Origin of the sequence: Bradyrhizobium ivorense (assembly GCF_900696085.1) — a bacterium.
In the GTDB taxonomy this organism is placed as follows: Bacteria; Pseudomonadota; Alphaproteobacteria; order Rhizobiales; family Xanthobacteraceae; genus Bradyrhizobium; species Bradyrhizobium ivorense.
This window is the reverse complement of the sequence record NZ_CAADFC020000016.1, coordinates 736207-755676: the sequence shown is the minus strand read 5'-3', so window position 1 is coordinate 755676 and position 19470 is coordinate 736207. Positions and strand designations below refer to the sequence as shown.

22 protein-coding genes and 1 pseudogene are annotated in these 19470 nt (G+C 61.2%); all 23 read left to right on the top strand.

Going from position 1 to position 19470, the window contains the following annotated elements:
- Positions 1–49: 49 nt before the first annotated feature.
- The 23 genes and pseudogenes from CI41S_RS23470 to CI41S_RS23360 all read left to right on the top strand — a co-directional run bounded on the left by CI41S_RS23470 (position 50) and on the right by CI41S_RS23360 (position 19459).
- Positions 50–322 carry a hypothetical protein gene (locus CI41S_RS23470; protein ID WP_139861773.1) on the top strand — a complete coding sequence of 91 codons (273 nt, stop codon included), beginning with the start codon at positions 50–52 and terminating at the stop codon, positions 320–322.
- Positions 323–472: 150 nt separating this feature from the next.
- Positions 473–1333, top strand: coding sequence for a COG3904 family protein (locus CI41S_RS23465; RefSeq protein WP_430650037.1), 861 nt, complete (start codon positions 473–475; stop codon positions 1331–1333).
- Between the two features lie 148 nt (positions 1334–1481).
- A complete protein-coding gene (locus CI41S_RS44545; protein WP_244626658.1) occupies positions 1482–2042 on the top strand; it encodes a hypothetical protein in 561 nt (186 codons plus the stop codon).
- Positions 2042–2440, top strand: coding sequence for a helix-turn-helix domain-containing protein (locus tag CI41S_RS44540; RefSeq protein ID WP_244626657.1), 399 nt, complete (start codon positions 2042–2044; stop codon positions 2438–2440). The genes CI41S_RS44545 and CI41S_RS44540 overlap by 1 nt, the downstream gene beginning before the upstream one ends.
- Before the next feature lie 291 nt (positions 2441–2731).
- Entirely contained in the window at positions 2732–3946 is a 1215-nt protein-coding gene (locus CI41S_RS23455; protein WP_139861771.1) for an acyl-CoA dehydrogenase family protein, read from the top strand.
- A 52-nt stretch (positions 3947–3998) separates the two neighbouring features.
- Positions 3999–4796, top strand: coding sequence for an enoyl-CoA hydratase-related protein (locus CI41S_RS23450; RefSeq protein ID WP_139861770.1), 798 nt, complete (start codon positions 3999–4001; stop codon positions 4794–4796).
- Positions 4797–4835: 39 nt separating this feature from the next.
- The gene (locus CI41S_RS23445) at positions 4836–6062 is read left to right on the top strand and encodes a CaiB/BaiF CoA transferase family protein (protein WP_139861769.1); all 1227 of its coding nucleotides are present in this window, start codon (positions 4836–4838) and stop codon (positions 6060–6062) included.
- 141 nt (positions 6063–6203) lie between these two features.
- Positions 6204–7130, top strand: coding sequence for a 3-hydroxyacyl-CoA dehydrogenase (locus CI41S_RS23440; protein WP_172628152.1), 927 nt, complete (start codon positions 6204–6206; stop codon positions 7128–7130).
- Between the two features lie 13 nt (positions 7131–7143).
- Positions 7144–8106 (top strand): 3-hydroxyacyl-CoA dehydrogenase NAD-binding domain-containing protein, encoded by a 963-nt coding sequence (locus CI41S_RS23435; protein WP_139861768.1) that lies wholly within the window; start codon positions 7144–7146, stop codon positions 8104–8106.
- Positions 8107–8183: 77 nt separating this feature from the next.
- Positions 8184–9215 (top strand): heme o synthase, encoded by a 1032-nt coding sequence (locus CI41S_RS23430; protein WP_139861767.1) that lies wholly within the window; start codon positions 8184–8186, stop codon positions 9213–9215.
- Positions 9130–10092, top strand: a complete 963-nt coding sequence (gene cyoA / locus CI41S_RS23425) for a ubiquinol oxidase subunit II (RefSeq protein WP_244626656.1) — start codon at positions 9130–9132, stop codon at positions 10090–10092. The genes CI41S_RS23430 and cyoA overlap by 86 nt, the downstream gene beginning before the upstream one ends.
- A gap of 2 nt (positions 10093–10094) precedes the next feature.
- Positions 10095–12077, top strand: a complete 1983-nt coding sequence (gene cyoB, locus CI41S_RS23420) for a cytochrome o ubiquinol oxidase subunit I (RefSeq protein ID WP_139862141.1) — start codon at positions 10095–10097, stop codon at positions 12075–12077.
- Positions 12074–12706 carry a cytochrome c oxidase subunit 3 gene (locus CI41S_RS23415; RefSeq protein WP_139861766.1) on the top strand — a complete coding sequence of 211 codons (633 nt, stop codon included), beginning with the start codon at positions 12074–12076 and terminating at the stop codon, positions 12704–12706. Before cyoB ends, CI41S_RS23415 begins: the two co-directional genes overlap by 4 nt.
- Positions 12703–13098, top strand: a complete 396-nt coding sequence (gene cyoD, locus CI41S_RS23410; RefSeq protein ID WP_139861765.1) for a cytochrome o ubiquinol oxidase subunit IV — start codon at positions 12703–12705, stop codon at positions 13096–13098. The genes CI41S_RS23415 and cyoD overlap by 4 nt, the downstream gene beginning before the upstream one ends.
- Before the next feature lie 5 nt (positions 13099–13103).
- On the top strand, positions 13104–13559 hold the full coding sequence (locus CI41S_RS23405) for a hypothetical protein (RefSeq protein WP_139861764.1): 456 nt from the start codon (positions 13104–13106) through the stop codon (positions 13557–13559).
- Positions 13560–13608: 49 nt separating this feature from the next.
- Complete coding sequence (locus tag CI41S_RS23400; RefSeq protein ID WP_139861763.1) at positions 13609–14040, top strand: cupin domain-containing protein; 432 nt, start codon at positions 13609–13611, stop codon at positions 14038–14040.
- Between the two features lie 248 nt (positions 14041–14288).
- On the top strand, positions 14289–14513 hold the full coding sequence (locus tag CI41S_RS23395; protein WP_139861762.1) for a hypothetical protein: 225 nt from the start codon (positions 14289–14291) through the stop codon (positions 14511–14513).
- Positions 14510–14743, top strand: coding sequence for a DUF6894 family protein (locus CI41S_RS23390; protein ID WP_139861761.1), 234 nt, complete (start codon positions 14510–14512; stop codon positions 14741–14743). Before CI41S_RS23395 ends, CI41S_RS23390 begins: the two co-directional genes overlap by 4 nt.
- Before the next feature lie 379 nt (positions 14744–15122).
- On the top strand, positions 15123–16352 hold the full coding sequence (gene hemA, locus CI41S_RS23380) for a 5-aminolevulinate synthase (protein WP_139861759.1): 1230 nt from the start codon (positions 15123–15125) through the stop codon (positions 16350–16352).
- Positions 16353–16454: 102 nt separating this feature from the next.
- Positions 16455–16814 (top strand): hypothetical protein, encoded by a 360-nt coding sequence (locus tag CI41S_RS23375; RefSeq protein ID WP_244626655.1) that lies wholly within the window; start codon positions 16455–16457, stop codon positions 16812–16814.
- A 51-nt stretch (positions 16815–16865) separates the two neighbouring features.
- Positions 16866–17885, top strand: a complete 1020-nt coding sequence (locus tag CI41S_RS23370; protein WP_139861758.1) for an NAD(P)H-dependent flavin oxidoreductase — start codon at positions 16866–16868, stop codon at positions 17883–17885.
- A gap of 400 nt (positions 17886–18285) precedes the next feature.
- A pseudogene (locus CI41S_RS23365) lies at positions 18286–18800 on the top strand (Ku family protein); the annotation flags it as partial.
- Entirely contained in the window at positions 18782–19459 is a 678-nt protein-coding gene (locus CI41S_RS23360) for an NAD(P)H-binding protein (RefSeq protein ID WP_139861757.1), read from the top strand. The pseudogene CI41S_RS23365 and the gene CI41S_RS23360, both read left to right, overlap by 19 nt.
- Positions 19460–19470 lie beyond the last annotated feature (11 nt).

The window sequence follows — 19470 nt, the reverse complement described above, 5'->3', positions numbered from 1 at the left end:
CCCCGTCATGTTCGATTGCGGTGAGGCAAGACGACTGAGGAGCTCGGCGATGAGAAGCATGGATGCAAGTGCATTGTCAGTTTTTGCTCGCAAGACGGTTGAGTCAGCAAGCAACTTCGTCAGCGTCTTTCAAAACCTGATCATGGACGTACGCGACAGCTACCGGCCCGAACTGCATTACATGCGCGGCCCTGGCCCAAAATGGCGGGCCAGGTATCAACCGAGGCAAAGCGCCGGTTCTGAAGTCATGCCGTCGGCCGGGTACCATCAGCTGTCGCCGGTCTACGTTCAACGCCGCGGTCCGGCCGACCGCATCCGATAGGGGCGAGGTTACGCAATCATGTTCGCGATACCAGTGTACCTGCTTGCCGTTTCCCTCTTGATCAACCTTGCGACAATCTCAAGGGGCAAACCGTCGGAGCGCGTCGATCGGGCCTCTTACCGCGCTCGTTGGGCAGAACTCCGAGGATGGATGCTGCTCATAGGCGCCGGCCTTTGTATCGCATTGATGGCCGTGCTGAGCGGTTCGGTGCAAGCCCGCGTCGTCCTCGAAGAACGGAAACTGCCGATGAAGTTCACTTGGGTCGATTGCCAGCCGAATTGCCGGGGCTGGGTCAGCGCGACCGGTATCGTGACTGCCGACAGTCCGAAGGATTTTGATGAATTCGCCCGTGGGCGCCAGCTCGGCGGCGCGACCATCGTGCTGGATTCCAGTGGCGGTTCGGTCCACGCTGCGATCGCGCTTGGACGGCGTTTCCGCGAGCTTGGGGCACTGACCACCGTCGGTATCAGCGTCCAGACCCACACCGCCCGGGATGCTCCTGCCAATATGCTGCCCGTCGCCTACTGCGAATCGATGTGCGTGTTCCTGCTGCTGTCGGGCAAGACGCGTTACGTACCCGAGACTGCTCATGTCCGGGTGCATCAGATCTGGCTCGGCGACCGCGCCAATGACGCCAAGGCCGCAACGTACAGCGCAGATGATCTGGTGACCGTGGAACGCGATATCGGGCGCCTCGCCAAATACACCTTCGATATGGGCGGCGCGGGCGATCTGCTATCGCTGTCGCTGAACGTGCCACCGTGGGAAGATCTGCATGAACTGTCTCGGGATGAGTTGCGAATGACCAATCTCGTCACCACCGATATGGTTGCTGAGGCGGGCAGCTCCGATGCAGCGGAGGTCGAGCCGACGCGCAAACCGGTGCAGAGCCGCTTCGTGAGCAGCGCGCTTGCGACCTCGCCGGAGCCGGCAAGACCTGTCAGGTCGGCCGAAGCTATGAGCCGCACGGGCGGCGTGAGAACGGCGACGACGCCGCTTGGGCAAGAGTAAGTATCAGGTAGCCTTATCTGCGAGTTGCGAAGAGTCCTGGCCGCCTTTGAATTCGGTTCCTTTCACTTCCGCCGTCTGGTGAAGCAGAGGCTCATTGCCCCAATCTTCCGGCGAGCAACAGTTGAGGCCCACTCTGCAGGAGCGCGTCATGGAAGTTCGGCAGGAGCAACCGACGGCTGAGGGTCGCAATGCGCCGTGGCCGTACTACGATTTTTGGGGCAAGCATGGCCCAGTGAACCTGCTATCGACGTCCACGGATCGAGGCTGGTCGGGCCTGTCGGCCCAATTGTGCAGTGTCAGCAAGGCAGTGGTCCCGTGGAGGACCCCACAATCCGAAATCCGAATGTGCATCGATGTCCGCGGCAATAATTCGTTCATTGCGCGGCGGGCTCCAGGCATCGAAAGTCGGATCGTCGTAAGACGAGGTATCGTGTGGCTCTCTCCTCCTGGTTTGCAGGATGGGTCGGTTGATATCGCCGAAGATATGAGCGGTGTCTTGCATATCTATCTTCCACTCAGCCACTTCTCGCTGAGCAATTGCGATATCAGTGTCGATACGTCCGTGGTCGGCTCGCTGAGCTATGAAAGTGCGTTCGAGGATCCGCTTCTGGCCGAGATCGGATGTGCAATCGCATCGGAGCTGCAGAGCCAAACCTCCGCCGGCAATCTGCTGATTGAAGGCCTCGCATCTGTCTGGCAGCGAGGTTGATGCAGAAATACACCATGGCGCCGACCAGCCGGCCCTTTGTATCTCTTCCGAGAGGCGCGCTCGATCGACGCAGGCTTCAGCGTGTGCTGGAATTTATCGAAGCGAACCTGGAAGGCGATCTCAACCTTGATCTCATGGCGTCGGCCGCCTGCCTGAGCCGATACCACTTTGCTCGCGCCTTCAGGCAAGCCGTTGGACAAACTCCCCATCGCTACGTTAGCGCCAGGCGCCTTGACCGCGCGAAAGCCTTGTTGATGCAAGGCGATCGATCGTTGGTCGATATTGCACTGGCGCTCAGCTTTTCCGACCAAGCCAGTTTCACGCGCGCATTCAGGCAAGCAACGGGTCAGGCACCCGGTCAGTTTCGTCAGGTATTTGGATCAGCAGGGCGTCACTGAGGCGCGCTCTTGCGTTGCGGCCTCGACCTGATCTGAGTACGTCGAATGCGTCCGGCCGGGCCGACTCGATCGCGTCATGCGTTCGGCATTGTCATACCCCCTTCAGCGTAATCAGACGTTCCTGAGATGACGTGCCGGTCACCCCGCCTTTGCGTTGGCTGCAGATCGCCCGCAACAAATGACAAAACGAGAGCAAGCCGCGCAAATCCTTTGGCTGGTCGCTTTACTTATCTTCAATGCGTTATGAGACGCCTGCCGCAGTCGCAGGCCCCGCAACGAATGGAGACCGACATGGCCACCGCTGCCGCACCGAAGCCTTCGAAACAGCTTCCGCCGCCGAATAGCGACTTCTTTCAATTCGCCGAATTGCTCTCCGACGAGGAGCGGGCGCTCGTCAAGAAGGTACGGACCTACATGGAGACGAAGGTCCAGCCCATCATCAACAAATACTGGGTCGAGGACGCGTTCCCGTTCGAATTGCTGCCGTCGTACAAGGAGCTGAACATCGCCGGTCTCGGCCTCAATGGTTACGGCTGTCCAGGCGGAAGCCCGTTGCTGTTCGGCCTGGTCGCGATGGAGATCGCACGGACCGATGTTTCGTTCTGTACCTTCCACGGCGTCCACACCGGCCTCGCGATGATGTCCATCTACCTTGCGGGCACGGAGGAGCAGAAGCAGAAGTGGCTGCCGCCGATGGCGCGCATGGAAAAGGTCGGCTGCTTCGGGTTGACCGAGCCGTTGGTGGGGTCGGGCACCGGTGCGGGTCTCCTGACCACCGCCACGCGTGACGGCGACAGCTGGATCCTCAACGGCCAGAAGCGCTGGATCGGCAACGCGCCGTGGTGCGACGTCTCGATCATCTGGGCGCGTGACGTGGAAGACAACCAGGTCAAGGGTTTCATCGTCGAGAACAAGACGACGCCCGGGTTCAGCGTCGAGAAGATGCAGAACAAGATCGCCCTGAAGGTCGTGCAGAACGGCCAGATCACGATGACCGACTGCCACGTGCCCGATGCGAATCGTCTGCAGGGCGGCAAAGGAACGTTCCGGGACGCCGCGCTGGTGCTGCGTGGCACCCGGAATGGCAGCGGGTGGGAAATCACCGGCGCGCAGATGGGCGCCTACGAAAACGCCCTCAAATACGCCCAGGAGCGCCTGCAGTTCGGCAAGCCGATCGGCTCGTTCCAGCTCGTTCAGGAGCTTCTCGCGAAGATGCTGGGCAACATCGTTGCGTGTCAAGGCATGCTGGTCCGCGCGGGGCAGCTGGAAACCGAAGGCAAGCTGACGGACGCGCAGGCCGCGGTCGTCAAGGCGTACTGCACGTCCAAGGCGCGCGAGACCGTAGCGTGGGCCCGCGAGCTGATGGGCGGCAACGGGATCCTGGTCGACTACAACGTGGCGCGCTTCTTTGCCGACACCGAGGCCATCTACTCCTACGAAGGCACCTACCAGATGCAGACCCTGATCGTCGGCAAGGCGATCACCGGACTCAGCGCCTTCGTCTGATCACCAGCCAGCGGGCGCAGAATCGCAGTCTGCGCCCTGACAGGAGATGACCATGTCCCCCATGACTATCGCTCTAGCGAACGTGCTCTATGAAAAGAGAAATGGCATTGCCTATGTCACGCTCAATCGCCCCAAGGTGCTCAACGCCCTGGACGCGACGACCTGGGCGGACTTGCGGTGCGCGTTCGAGGACGCCAAGGCCGACAGCTCCGTGCGCGGCGTGATCCTGACCGGCGCCGGTGACAAGGCTTTCGTTGCCGGCGCCGACATCAGCGAACTTGCCCGCGTCGACGCCTACGAGGCGGAAGAGTTCAGCCGCTTCGGCCACGAGGTGCTCAACCTGATTGAAAACCTCGGCAAGCCGGTGATCGCGGCGATCAACGGCTTTGCGCTGGGCGGCGGATGCGAAACGGCCATGGCCTGCACCATCCGCATTGCCGCCGAACACGCCAAATTCGGCCAGCCCGAGGTCAAGCTTGGTCTGCTGCCCGGTGGCGGCGGCACCCAGCGCCTGCCGCGTTTGGTCGGCAAGGGCCGTGCGCTGCAGCTCATTCTCACCGGCGAGACCATCTCGGCGCAGGAGGCGTACCGCATCGGCTTGGTCAACGAAGTCGTCCCCGCCGCGAACCTGATTGCACGCGCAGAGGCCGTTCTGAAGCAAATCGCGGCCAACGCGCCGATCGCGGTGAAGTATTCGCTGGATGCGGCCAACAAGGGTCTCAACACCAGCCAGAGCGAAGGTCTCGCGCTGGAAGCCTCGTATTTCGGCATCTGTGCCTCGACGGAAGACAAGCGGGAAGGCACCACCGCCTTCCTCGAGAAACGCGCGCCGGAATTCCAAGGCCGCTGATATTGCACCAGCAAACCCAATCGAACTCAGGAGCCACCAATGGCAAACGACAACATCTTTTCAGGCTTGAAGGTCGTCGACTTCTCGAGCTTCGTCGCCGCACCGGGCGCGGCCGTGATCCTCTCCGACTTCGGCGCCGATGTCATCAAGGTCGAGCCGCCGTACGGCGACACGTGGCGGCGCGGCAATCAGACCCCGATCCAGCCGATGTCGGAGGACCCCTATCAGTGGCATCTCGCCAATCGCAACAAGCGCAGCATCGCGCTCAATCTGAAGTCACAGAGCGCGCAGCAGGTTCTCTTCGAACTCGTCAATTGGGCCGACGTGTTCATCGTCAATACGCCGCACCACGCGCGCAAGCAGCTCAAGCTCGAATATGCGGACGTAGCAGGGTGGAATCCGCGCCTGATCTACGCCGATCTCACCGGTTTCGGCGAGAACGGGCCTGATGCCGACCTGCCTGGCTTCGACGTAACAGCGTACTGGGCGCGCAGCGGCCTGCTGTCGTTGACCCGCGATGCCGGCGCACCGCCGACCTGGCCGGTGGGCGGCAGCGGCGACAACGCGACGGCGGTCGGTCTCTACTCGGGGATCGTTACTGCCCTCTACCGGCGCGAACGCACCGGCAAAGGCTCGTATGTTACAACGTCGCTGCTCGCCCAGGGTGTGTGGTCGGCGAGCGTTTCGATCCAGGCGGCGCTTTCCGGCGCCAAGTTTCCCCCACTGCACGATCGCACGCATCCCGCCAACGCGGCGATGAACGTCTATCGTTCCTCCGACGGGATTTGGTTCGTTCTCATCGTCACGCCCGACAAGTTCGTGACCGTCGTCAAGGCGATCGGCCGGGCGGACCTGCTGACCGATCAGCGCTTTTCAAGCCCGGCGCAGATCATGGCGAATATGGCGCCGCTCACGGCCATCTTCGACGAGCTGTTCGGCACTCACCCCATGTCGCATTGGCATTCGGTCTTCGCCGGCCTGAACGTCACCTTTGGCGAAGTCCGCGGACCTCAGGAGGTGATCAACGATCCGCAGCTCCTGGAGAACGAGATCATCGTCCCGCTCAATGGTGCCGGCGGCAAGCTAACCTCAACCGTATCGAGCCCTATCAAGATCCATGGCGTCGATAAGGTTCCGGCCCGGCGTGCGCCCGGTCTCGGTGAGCACACCGAGGAGATTCTCGGCGAGCTCGGCTTCGACCCCAAGAGTATCGAAAACCTGCGCGAAAGCGATGCCGTTCCGAAAGCAAGGGAACGGACGGCCTAGCCGTGCAGAGGCGCTCGAAAGGAAGCACCCAAGGAAGCCTTCACGGCGTTCCGCGAGAAGCGGCCGCCAATTTCTCCACCAACCTGCCGAAGCCGCGCGCGGCCGAATAGCCTAGTGCAGAAGCGACCCAAAGGACAGTCCATGACCGTACTCCATGCCATGCAAACAAAAACCGTGTCGACCACAACTCGCTTCGGCCGATTGTTCCTCCTCGACTTGAGCGGCGGCCGCGTCCTGTCGATGGATCCGGACGGTTCGCATCCCCAAGTGATCGCCGCCGACTGTCCCCATCCCGACGGCATCGTCGTCGATGTGGTAGCCGGTCACGTCTACTGGACCAATATGGGCGTCCCCGCGCTGAACGACGGCTCCATCGAACGCGCCGATATCGACGGAAGCAATCGCAGGTTCATCGTTTCGCCCGGTGGCACGTTCACGCCAAAGCAGCTCCATCTCGATAAGGCGAACGGCAAGCTCTACTGGTCCGACCGCGAAGGGATGCGAGTCATGCGTTCGAATCTCGATGGTTCGCAGATCGAGACGCTGGTCCAGACGGGGGAGGGCGAAAATGACCGGCGCGATCAGACCAGATGGTGCGTTGGAATCACTGTCGATCCGGCCCGCGGACAGATCTACTGGACGCAAAAAGGCGGTGACAACGCCGAAGTCGGGCGCATCTTGCGCGCCGGGATCGATATCCCGAAGGGCGAGACGGCAGTTGATCGGAGCGACGTCGAGGTCTTCTTCAACGGCCTTCCCGAGCCGATCGATCTCGAGCTCGATCTCGAGCATCGCGTTCTTTACTGGACCGACCGCGGCAATCCTCCGCGGGGCAACACGGTGAACCGCGCGCCCGTCGACGCGAAGCCCGCGCAAAACGCACCGCAGATCGTGGTCTCGGACCTGATGGAAGGTATCGGCATCGCGCTCGATGTTCCGGGCAACCGCATGTTCGTCACCGATTTCGCCGGCTCGCTCTATGCGGCGAAGCTCGATGGGACGGAGAAGCGGATGCTGCTTGCCGCCCAGGGAAATCTCACCGGCGTCGCATACGTCGACATGCTCTGAAAGGAAGTGTGATATGTCCAACAAGCCAATTCACAAGATCGCAATCATCGGCACCGGCGTGATCGGCGCGAGCTGGGCCGCGCAATTCCTCGCCAAGGGACTGGACGTCGTTGCGACCGATGTCGCGCCGGATGCCGAGGCGGCGCTGCGACGCTTCGTGAAGGCTGCCTGGCCGGCGCTCGAACGATTGGGCCTCGCGCCCGGCGCATCGCAGTCGCGTCTCGCCTTCACCGCTGACCTGGCGACCGCCGTGGCGGGTGCGGACCTCGTCCAGGAAAACGGGCCCGAGCGCATCGATTTCAAGAAGAAGCTGTATCGCGAGCTGGATGAATTGCTGCCGGCCGACGTGATCATCGCGTCGAGCTCGTCAGGCCTCACCATGAGCGAGATCCAGTCCGATTGTCGCCTGCATCCTGAACGCTGCGTCATCGGTCATCCGTTCAATCCGCCGCATCTGATTCCGTTGGTCGAGATCGTCGGGGGCGCAAAAACCTCGGAAGCGACGATCCGGCGCGCGACGGAGTTCTACACCTCGATCGGGAAGCAGACTGTGCGGCTCAACAAGGAGGTTCCTGGCCACGTCGCCAATCGTCTCCAGGCCGCGCTCGCGCGAGAGGTCTACTATCTCGTGGATGAGGGAGTTGTCAGTGTCGCCGATGTCGATACGGCGCTTTCCTGGGGTCCTGGTCTGCGCTGGGGCATCATGGGCAACGTGATGCTCAACCACCTCGGCGGCGGCTCCGGCGGCATCGAGCATATGTTGCAGCAGTTCACCGGACCTCTCACGGCCTGGTGGAAGGTCTTGGGATCGCCGACGCTGACGCCCGAGCTCCAGAAGAAGCTCATCGACGGCGTCCATGCCGAAGTCGGATCGCGCACTATCGAGGAGCTCGAAGCCGACCGGGACGAGATCCTGCTCGGTCTCCTCGAGCTGCGCACCAGGCGTGCAGACGCCCCGCGCGTCGTAGCAGAATAACGAGGCGGCACAAAATCCTTGCGACGGCAAAACCGTGAAGTCCATCGACAACTCTCTCGCTTGAGGGATCGACCACCATGAATACGTCCGCGATTCCGTTGTCGCGTTTCCGGCTGACTTCGTGGTCTGGCTGGGCTGAGCGACTGCCATGTTTCATAAGTTTGGCCAAGCCGCGCGTCATGGCGCTCTCGCTGTTCACCGCGTTCGTCGGATTGATGGTTGCACCGATGCGCCCCGAACCATTTCCTGGCGTCATCGCAATCCTGGCTATCGCAGCCGGCGCCGGGGCCGCCGGCGCACTGAATATGTGGTACGACGCCGACATCGACGCGGTCATGGCGCGCACCGCGATGCGGCCAATCCCCCGCGGCAAGATCTCGAAGGCTGAGGCGCTCGTCTTCGGGCTCGTCCTTGGCATCATCGCAGTTGCGGCCCTCGCGTTGGCGACGAACCTGGCGGCAGCCACGCTGCTGGCCGGCACCATCTTCTTCTATGCCGTCGTGTATACAGCGTGGCTGAAGCGAACAACGCGGCAGAACATCGTCATCGGCGGTGCGGCCGGTGCGCTTCCGCCCGTGATCGGATGGGCGGCTGCGACCGGGCAAATCGGACTTGAGCCGCTTGCGCTTTTCCTCATCATCTTCCTCTGGACGCCGCCTCATTTTTGGGCGCTCGCACTCAATCGCACCGATGATTATGCGCGTGCCGGCGTTCCCATGTTGCCGGTTGTTTCAGGACGGACTGCAACAACGCGGCAGATCCTGATCTACAGCGGCTTGCTTGTTCTCGCTTCGGAGCTCCCCCTAGGGCTTGGCTTTGCAGGCGCGACCTATGGCGGGATCGTCGCCACGTCAGGCGGGGCTTTCCTCCTGCTCGCATTTCAGCTGAACAGGAGTGCCGCCGCGGATCGTCGCGCAGCTCACAGGTTGTTTGTCTTCTCCATCGCTTATCTGTTCCTGCTGTTTGCAACTCTTCTGGTCGATCACAACGGCGGTGCGTTCGCGCCGAAGCAGTTGTCGCGTGATGACCGGCCAAGCGCGTCGACGCCTGCCGCGCGACAGCCGGGCGCCGTGCGCAGTGTTCATACCTTCAAGGTTCGGGAGGCCTGATATGCGATACGGTTCGCTTACCCTGCTCCTGCTGGCGGCCGCGACGCTTGGTGGCTGCGACGGCGTACTCGATCCCAAGGGGCCGATCGCCCTTGCCGAGCGGCAAATCCTATTCAACGCGACCGGCATCATGCTGGCGATCGTGATCCCGGTGGCCATTGCGACGCTAGGCGTTGCTTTCTGGTTCCGTGCATCGAACGAGCGGGCGCGCTATCGGCCGGATTTCATCGATTCCGGCCGCATCGAAATACTGGTCTGGTCAATCCCGCTAATGACCGTCCTGCTTGTCGGCACCGTGGCTTGGATCGGTGCCTACGATCTCGATCCGCCCAAGCCGATCGCCTCCTCCGGCAAGCCTCTCAAGATTCAAGTCGTTTCGCTCGACTGGAAGTGGCTGTTCATCTATCCGGAGCAGGGCGTCGCGAGCGTCAATCAGCTGACGATCCCGGTCGGCACGCCGGTCAGCTTCGAACTGACGTCCTCGGGCGTCATGAATAGTTTCTTCGTGCCGCAGCTCGCCGGCCAGATTTACACCATGGCCGGAATGGTGACGCGGCTGAACCTGCTGGCTGACTATCCGGGCACATATCGCGGGATGTCGGCGAATTACAGCGGCGCGGGTTTCTCCGACATGGTCTTCAAGGTCGACGCGGTGGCGCCCGACAGCTTTGCGCAATGGGCCGCTGTAGCGCGCAGCGCCGGCCCCGTGCTCGACGCACGGACCTATTCCGATTTGGTCCGGCCGAGCAGGGCGGTTGCGCCCTTTACTTATCGGTCGGTTGTGGACGGCCTGTTTGCCAACGCCATGAGTGCCGCGATGCAGCCGGCTGCCGGTCTCTGTATCGCTTATCCCAAATCCATGAGGGCAGAACGATGAACCTGTTGGGTAAACTTGACTGGAGCGCCATTCCTTTTCATGAGCCGATCATCATGGGCACAGTGGCGAGCGTCGGCGTTGCCATCCTGTCGACCCTGGCATGGGTTACCATCAAGGGGTACTTGCCGTATCTCTGGCGGGAATGGATCACGTCGGTCGATCACAAGCGCATCGGTGTGATGTATATCGTGCTTGCGCTGCTCATGCTTGTGCGCGGTTTCGCGGACGGAATTATGATGCGCACGCAGCAGGCGGTCGCCGCCGGCGGCGCGCAGGGATATCTGCCGCCCGAGCATTTCGACCAGATCTTCTCGGCGCACGGCACCATCATGATCTTCTTCGTGGCGATGCCGTTCGTGATCGGGCTGATGAATTTTGCAGTGCCTTTGCAGCTCGGTGTCCGTGACGTGGCGTTTCCCACGATGAATTCCGCGAGCCTTTGGTTGACGGCGACGGGAATCCTGCTGATCAACGTCTCGCTCTTTGTCGGTGAGTTCGCAAAGACCGGCTGGGTCGCCTATCCGCCGCTCAGCGAGCTGCAGTTCTCGCCGGGCGTCGGCGTCGACTACTATCTATGGTCCCTGCAAATCTCCGGCATCGGGACCTTGTTGAGCGGCGTCAACTTCGTCACCACGATCCTGAAAATGCGGGCCCCGGGCATGAGCTACATGCGCATGCCGGTCTTCTGCTGGACTGCGCTTGCCTCGAATCTGCTGATCGTAGCGGCATTTCCGGTGCTCACCGCGCTGTTCGCAATGCTGCTGCTCGACCGTTACCTCGGCTTTCATTTCTTTACGCTGGACGCCGGCGGCAACGCGATGATGTACGTGAACCTGTTCTGGGTCTGGGGTCACCCCGAAGTCTACATCCTGGTCCTGCCGGCCTTCGGCATCTATTCGGAAGTGAGCGCGACGTTCTCCGAAAAGACGCTGTTTGGCTACCGGTCGATGGTCGGCGCGACCCTGGCGATCTGCGTGCTCTCCTACACGGTGTGGCTGCACCACTTCTTCACCATGGGCGCGAGCGCCGGCGTGAACGCCTTCTTTGGCATCACCAGCATGATTATCGGAGTGCCGACGGGCGTCAAAGTCTTCAATTGGCTGTTCACGATGTACGGCGGTCGCGTCCGGTTTACCGTTCCGGTGCTCTGGACGATCGGCTTCATGGTGACGTTCGTCTTCGGAGGCCTGACCGGAGTCCTGCTGGCGTTGCCGGCGGTCGATTGGCAGGTGCACAACAGTGTCTTCCTGGTCGCGCATTTCCATCACGTCATCGTGCCGGGTGTCCTGTTCGGCGCCATCGCCGGCTACAATTACTGGTTTCCCAAGGCATTCGGCTTCAAGCTCGATGAGCGCTGGGGCCTCGCCGCGTTCTGGTGCTGGTTTATCGGCTTTCACCTCGCTTTCATGCCGCTCTACGTGACCGGCCTGATGGGCATGACCCGCCGCCTGCAGCATTATGATGTGCTCGCCTGGCAGCCGTGGCTGTTGGTTGCCGAAGCCGGCGCGGTCATCGTCATGGTCGGCATCATCTGTCAGGTCGTCCAGCTCGTGGTGTCCATTCGTCACCGTGAGCAACTGCGCGATACGACGGGCGATCCGTGGAACGGCCGCACTCTGGAATGGGCGACCGCCTCACCGCCGCCGGCCTGGAATTTTGCGGTGTTGCCTCGCGTCGATGACATTGATGCGTTCTGGGCAAAGAAGCAGCGCATGCTCGCGAAGCAGGAATTGCCAGGGAGGCAGCGTAGGTATGAGCCAATCGAAATGCCGAAAAGCAGTCCGGCCGGTTTCGCGACCGCGTTCTTCGCGGTGATCATCGGCTTCGCCCTGATCTGGCACATCTGGTGGATGGCCGGCCTCGGACTTCTCGGCGCCGCCGCGACGTGGCTCGGCTTCTTGTTCCGCGCAGAAGACGAAATCGAGATTCCGGCAGAGCAGCTTGGCCGGTTCGATCGGACGCATTCGGTGGAGATAGCGCTATGAACGTCCTGGTTGAGGTAGAATCTGTCCACCAAGCTGAGCTGCTTGATGTCAGCGAGGCGGGTCCCGCGCCCAAGCGAATCATTGCTGGCTTTGGGTTCTGGATCTTCCTGCTCAGCGACATCGTGATGTTCTCGGCGCTGTTTGCGAGCTATGCCGTACTCGCAAAGGCGAGTGCGGGCGGTCCGACCGGCGCCCAGCTGTTCGATCTGCGCAACGCCGGAATGGAGACTGCGTTTCTCCTGCTCTCCAGCTACAGCTGCGGACTGATGTCGCTCGCCATCAATTCGCGCCATCAGCTCGGCACCGTCTTCGGCGCCGTGGTGACATTCCTGCTGGGTGCGGCATTTCTCAATCTCGAGCTCCGCGAATTCCAGGACATGATTGCGGTGGGGGCGTCCCCTCAACGCAGCGCCTTTCTTTCAGCTTTCTTCACGTTGGTCGGCTGCCACGGACTGCACGTTGTAGTCGGACTGGTCTGGCTGGTTCTCATGATGGTTCAGCTGTCGCTGAGGGGATTCCAAGACATCGTGGTGCGCCGCTTGCACTGCTTCTCCCTGTTCTGGCACGCGCTCGACATCATCTGGGTCCTGATATTCACGATTGTCTACTTGATGGGAGTCCTGCCATGACCGACACGCGTTGGGATGTTGCACCGGGAGACAGGCCGGCGATTCCGGCCTCGGAGCGAAGCGTATCTTCCGGCTTGCTCGTATACACGATCGGCTTGCTGCTGGCAGCGATCCTGACGGCCACGTCGTTCTGGGTGGCAAATACCTCGGCGATCTGGGCGCCCGGCGTGCCGGCCGGGCTTGCGGTCCTTGCCATTGCCCAGATGGGCGTGCACCTGGTCTTCTTTCTTCACATCACGACGGGGCCGGACAGCACCCACAATGTGCTGGCGCTCGCATTTGGCGTGCTCATCGTATTCCTGGTCCTCGCAGGCTCGCTCGTGATCATGGCCAACTTGAATGAGAACATGATGGCACACGGCGAGATGATGAATTTGCAAATGCAGCGCTGAAACCGATGGACGCTTCCATTATTTCCGCGTTCGCCGCGCTTACCGGCGCAACGATCGGCGGTCTGACGAGCGGGATCGCCAATTGGTTGAACCACCGCCGCCAGGTCCGCGCGCAATGGCTTCTTTATGAGAAGAGCCGGCGGCAGGTTCTCTACAGGGATTTCATCGAGGAAGCCTCGCGATGCCACATCGATGCGCTTCAACATCATGATGTCAGCGAAGGGACCCCGGGCCTGGTTGCCCTGTATGCAAAGCTCAACAGGATGAGGGTGCTGTCCTCCAGGCCGGTCGTGCACAGTGCCGAGCACATCGCCAAGACGATCATGGATACCTATCTGGAGCCGGACAGAAGCTTCGGCGAACTGCGTGACATGGCAAAGTGCGGATCCATTGACCTCTTGCGCGAATTCAGCGAGGCCTGCCGCGTGGAATTCGACGAGATGCGCGACCGCCAGCTCTGATCGCGGATGCCGAGCGTCAAGAACATCACTATCCAAGGGAGTGTCAGCCATGCCAATTCGATCGAAAACAGAACCCGCAAAAGTGCCCGCTTGTGAATGGCAACATCCCGGGCAGAAACTACGCGGTCTGCTTGAAGGAAAGAGCCTGCAGACCAACATTACGCTTATCCGTTACGTTACTGACGTGGTGGGCGAGGGGCCGACCTTGCACGTTCACCCGTATGACGAGATATTCATGATCATCGAAGGCCGAGCTCGATTCACCGTCGGCGACAAGACTATTGATGCCGAAGCCGGTGACGTCGTGTTCGGTCCCGCAAACATTCCGCACGGCTATCAGAACTTGGGGCCTGGACGGCTTGATTCGCTCGACATTCACGTGAGTCCGGAGTGGATTCAATTCGATCTAGCCCGAGCTTGGAATAGATCGAGCGTTCTCCTTTCGGCTGACTCTAAAGTGAAGCCCGACGGAACCAAGTAGAGCATCTCAGCCGCTCAATCGGCCTGTCTGGCGTCCTCCAAGGAGGAGGCGTGCCGATCAGTTCTATGCCCAAATGCGAAATTTGGCTTCGAACGTCGCGGCTGCATCGGCCGGATATGGCGGCCGCTGTCGACAGCAATCCATGACAAAATCGCGGCAACCGAAGCAAAGCCACGCCCGGGAGAATTCTGCATAACACGAGCCAAGCCGGATCGATCCCGCTCATCGCCGGGCCGACGGAGGGCACCATGACGTTGCAGATTTCACGACGCGGCAAGGAATATTTGAAAACGGCGGAGACTTTGCTGCACTCCGCCAATGCCGCGACAGATCGAGCGGTTGCGGATCAATTGAAGACGCTTGCCGAGATGTACGAGCAGCGAGCGGAGCAAGCTTCGCATGCCGATGCGGCGAAGGCCTTGGCTCGCGCGTCCGCCGCCGCCGCGACACCGTTCGAAGGAGATTGGACATGACCCAGGTATTTTTCCACCGTTCGACCACGAGGAAGGTTTTCCTCGATCAACACGGCGCGATGGTGAACGATCTCGCCGAGGCGCGCGATCATGCGACCCGCCTTGTGCAATCCTTCACCAGCGAGCACAGTCTCGAGGATTGGCGTGACTGGGTCCTGCATGTCAGTGACGACCAGGGCGATGAGCTCTTCGTGGTCCCTTTCGCCTTCGTACTTGGCAAGCCGCATTGAGGTCAGCATGCGCGCAATAGGATCGCGGAAAGTGCCGCTTGGTCAGATGGTGAACGAATTCGCGTGCAGACTGAGCAAGCTCATGGCGAGGGCTCACGATCCGTATCGGCCCGAGCTTCATTACATGCGTGGCCCCGGGCCAAAATGGTTCGCCAAATATGGAGCATCGGCATCTGTCACGATTAGCTGAACGCAGCTTGGGCTCCCGGCGCGTGCCTCCCCCCGTGTCCCTCGCCGGGCATCCCCGCGGCCGGTCCTTTCCCCTCCCGAGGACCGGCCGCCCCTTTCAGCCTGATGGGCGACAGCGGATCGGATGGGCTCGGCGGTTCTTTGAGTAGGCGACGTCCCAATCGTTGAGCAAAAACCAGGCGAAGATTCGATGACCTATGATCATTTCTTTTCCGCGGCGCTAACTCGGCTGCACGCCGAACGACGCTACCGCGTGTTTGCCGATCTCGAGCGCATCGCCGGACGTTTTCCGCGCGCAGTGTGGCATTCTCCGGATGGCCCGCGGCCGGTCGTGATCTGGTGTTCGAACGACTATCTCGGCATGGGGCAGCATCCGAAGGTGATCGGCGCAATGATCGAAACCGCGACCCGCATGGGCGCTGGCGCGGGTGGCACCCGTAACATTGCGGGCACCAATCATCCACTGGTCGAATTGGAGAGCGAGATCGCCGACTTGCACGGCAAGGAAGCCGCGCTGGTCTTCACGTCGGGCTACGTGTCGAACCAGGCTGGCATCGCGACCATCGCCAAGCTGCTGCCGAATTGCCTAATCCTCTCTGACGCCTGGAACCACAATTCGATGATTGAAGGTGTGCGGCGCGCTGGTGCGGAAAAGAAAATCTGGCGTCATAATGATGTGGATCACCTCGAAGAATTGCTGGCGGCGGAGGCGCCCGAGCGGCCGAAGCTGATCATATTCGAAGCTCTCTACTCGATGGACGGCGACATCGCGCCGGTGAAGCGCATTTGCGACCTCGCGGAGCGCTACAATGCCATGACCTACATTGACGAGGTCCATTCGGCCGGCATGTACGGCCGCGGCGGTGCCGGCATCGCCGCGCGGGAAGGTGCGTTGCATCGCATCGACGTCGTCGAGGGCACCCTGGCCAAGGCATTCGGCTGCTTAGGAGGCTACATCGCAGCGAACGCTGATATCATCGATGCGGTGCGCTCTTACGCGCCGGGATTCATCTTCACCACCGCGCTGCCGCCGGCGGTCTGTGCCGCTGCTACCGCAGCGATCCGGCATCTCAAGTCTTCGCAATGGGAGCGCGACCGCCATCAGGAGCGCACGGCGCGGGTAAAGTCCGTGCTCAATGCGGTGGGCCTGCCGGTCATGCCCAGTGAGACGCACATTGTCCCGGTGATGGTGGGTGATCCGGAAAGGTGCAAAGAGGCGAGCGATCTCCTGCTCGCCGAGCACGGCATTTATGTCCAGCCGATCAACTATCCCACCGTCCCGCGTGGCTCCGAGCGGCTCCGCATCACGCCGACTCCCTATCACGATGACAAGCTGATTGACGCGCTCGGTGAGGCGTTGGTCGATATATGGGGCCGGGTCGGATTGCCGCGGCGACACCATGCGCTCGCGGCAGAGTGACCAGCAGTGCATGCCGCATCGGCCACGGTCTCGCCGAGATCAGCGACCCGCATTGAGGCAATTTTTTCGACCAAGCGAATGACGAAAACAATGGAGCACACAATGAGAAACCTCTTCACATCAGCGGTAGCCGCGGGTTGCCTGGTCGCCTTCATATCGGCCGCACAAGCCCGCTCGGCGTATGACGGGTCATGGGACCTTCTCTTCGTGACGCAACGAGGCGCGTGCGACCCGACCTATAATTTCTCCGTCAACATCACCGAGGGCGTCGTCACGCATCCCAACCTCGTCAAGTTCAGGGGCAAAGTGGCGCGTTCGGGCGTCGTCCGCGCCTCTGTGACCGTTCCGGATAAGTATGCGGCCGGCTCGGGCCGGCTCTCGAGCAATTCCGGTCGCGGGACATGGAGCGGCTATTCAGGAGGCGCGCGTTGCTCAGGGTACTGGACCGCTCGGCGGACCTGACGAATAGGCGCGGCGGGGCTCCTCGGACTGATCTGAAAACGGAGTTTTCACGTGAAGACAGCAATCACTGAATTGCTCGGCATCCAGCATCCGATCATCCAGGGCGGCATGCATTACGTCGGCTTCGCCGAACTCGCGTCCGCGGTGTCGAATGCCGGCGGCCTTGGCATTATCACGGGGCTGACCCAGAAGACGCCGGACCTTCTGGCAAAGGAAATAACGCGCTGCCGTGGCATGACGGACAAGCCGTTCGGCGTGAACCTCACTTTCCTGCCGAGTTTCACTTCGCCGCCTTATCCGGAATACATCGCCGCGATCAGGGAAGGCGGCGTCAAGGCGGTGGAGACCGCGGGCCGCAGCCCCGAGCAATACATGCCGGCACTGAAGGCGGCTGGCATCAAGGTGATCCACAAGTGCACCTCGGTTCGGCATTCGCTCAAGGCCGAGCAGATCGGCTGCGACGCCGTCAGCGTCGACGGTTTCGAGTGTGGTGGTCATCCCGGCGAGGATGACATCCCGAACATGATTCTGCTGCCGCGCGCAGCAGACGAACTGAAGATCCCCTTCGTCGCCTCCGGCGGCATGGCGGACGCGCGCAGCCTGGTCGCCGCGCTGTCGTTGGGCGCGGCCGGCATGAACATGGGTACGCGCTTCATCGCCACCAAGGAAGCGCCGGTCCATGACAACGTGAAGCAGGCGCTGGTCAAGGCGACCGAGTTCGATACGGTGCTGGTGATGCGCGCACTTCGCAACACCGAACGCGTGCTGCGGAACAAGGGCGTCGACGAGCTTCTCCAGATCGAGCGTGAGAAGGGCGCGTTGCTGAAAACCGAGGACATCCATACACAGGTCGCAGGCGTCTACCCCAAGGTGATGATCAACGGTCAGATGGATGCCGGCGCATGGAGCTGCGGCCTCGTGGTCGGCCTGATCCACGACATTCCGACGGTCAAAGAACTGATCGACCGCATCATGAGCGAAGCCGAGCAGATCATCCGGCGACGGCTGACTGGCCTCCTTGCCGGTACCAATGATACCAAACCAGCCCGCAAGGTTGTCCGAGAGCGTTAACAAACCAGGTGTTGGCGACTTGGGTGGACGGTAGACCAGGACAGGAAGACTCGGCTTGCGACCGCTATCGCTGGCGTTCTTTGCACCCACGCGTGCTGCGCAACCTGCATTTCAGTGGCGATGATTGCAAATTCGCCTTTGACGCAGCCAGATTGCTTACTCACACAAATCCGGAACGGCGAACAGTCAGCGCACGCATCATTCTGTGAAACCAAGCGAAATTGGCGCACCCGACACGATTCGAACGTGTGACCTTTGCCTTCGGAAGGCAGCGGTCAGGAGCGCAGACGATCTCTTGGTTACGGCGTATGTACGCGCGGCGGTTTATGTCAGGTGGCCAAGCGCAACGGGTTGCAAAAGCGCACCGAAATCGATTCGCGAAATCTGATCCGGCCCTACTATCGAGGCCATGGACAAAGGCCTGATTGGGACGTTGCTGCGCTATTCTTACGAAGTGCGTTCCGAAGCCGAGTATTTCGACAACATCCAGGATGTCAGTGTCACCAGGGACATGTCCGAACTTGCCAAGCAGATCGTCAATCAAAAGTCGGGTCACTTCGAGCCTGAGAAGTTCGAAGACAAAATGAAATTGCTCTTATCGACCTCATCAACAGGAAGCGCGCCGGCAAGCCGATTGCCGCGAAAGGGCGGCTGCGTGGCGAGAATGTCGTCGATCTGATGGACGCGCTGGGTGAGAGCATCGGCAACGAGAAGGCCGCAAATGCATCGAAGTCCGCCAGGAAGCTGCGCAAGGCCGCGAGCGGTCAAAAGGAGATGCTGATGCCGATCGCCGGCAAGAAACCCGCGAAGGAAGTCGCGGCAAGGAAGCCGGCCGCGACACCGCAGCGCAAGTCAGCCTGGGTCGTCTTGCTCAATTTTGCTGATATAAATGCGGCATGGCATTTCGTGTCTTGATCATCGGCGGCACGGGGCAGGTGGGCGCTGCGGTGGTGGGAGCGCTGGCTGCGGAGTCGCGCTGCGCTGAAGTCGTGATGGTCAATCGCCGGGCAATTTCTCTGAGAGCGGCTCCCCGGGTGCGGCAGGTGGTTCTGGATACGGCAGCTGCCGAGTTTCCATCAGAGGTGAACAAGCTCGCCCAGAGCATGCTTGGGCAAGCCGGTCCCGTCTTTGCGGCATGCTGTGTCGGTGTCGGTCAAGGCAGCCTGAAATGGAGCGAGGACGAGCTGAAGGCCCTTGAGATCGGCGTGGTCGGCGGCTTTGCCCGCGGTTGCCGCGCCGCAGGCATCACACGGTTTGCTTTGCTCTCGGCCGTCGGAAGCACCTCGCAAAGCAGGATCCGCTATGTCCGGATCATGGGGCTCAAGGAAGAGGCGGTTCAAGCGGCAGGCTTCCAACGTCTCGCGATCTTTCGGCCGGGAATCATCGCGGGCAATGTTCATACGCCGAGCTATGTCGCCTGGCTCGGCCGCCTGATTCCGGGGCGGTTTGGCGCAATCGAGCAGGACGATATCGCGCGCGCCTTTGTCGCGGAGTTCGTGGATAGCGCGACCCAGGATGGTGTTGTGTATCTCGAAAACGGGACCATGAGACGGATGTCTCGTACGCTCAAGTAGCCCGTCCTTTC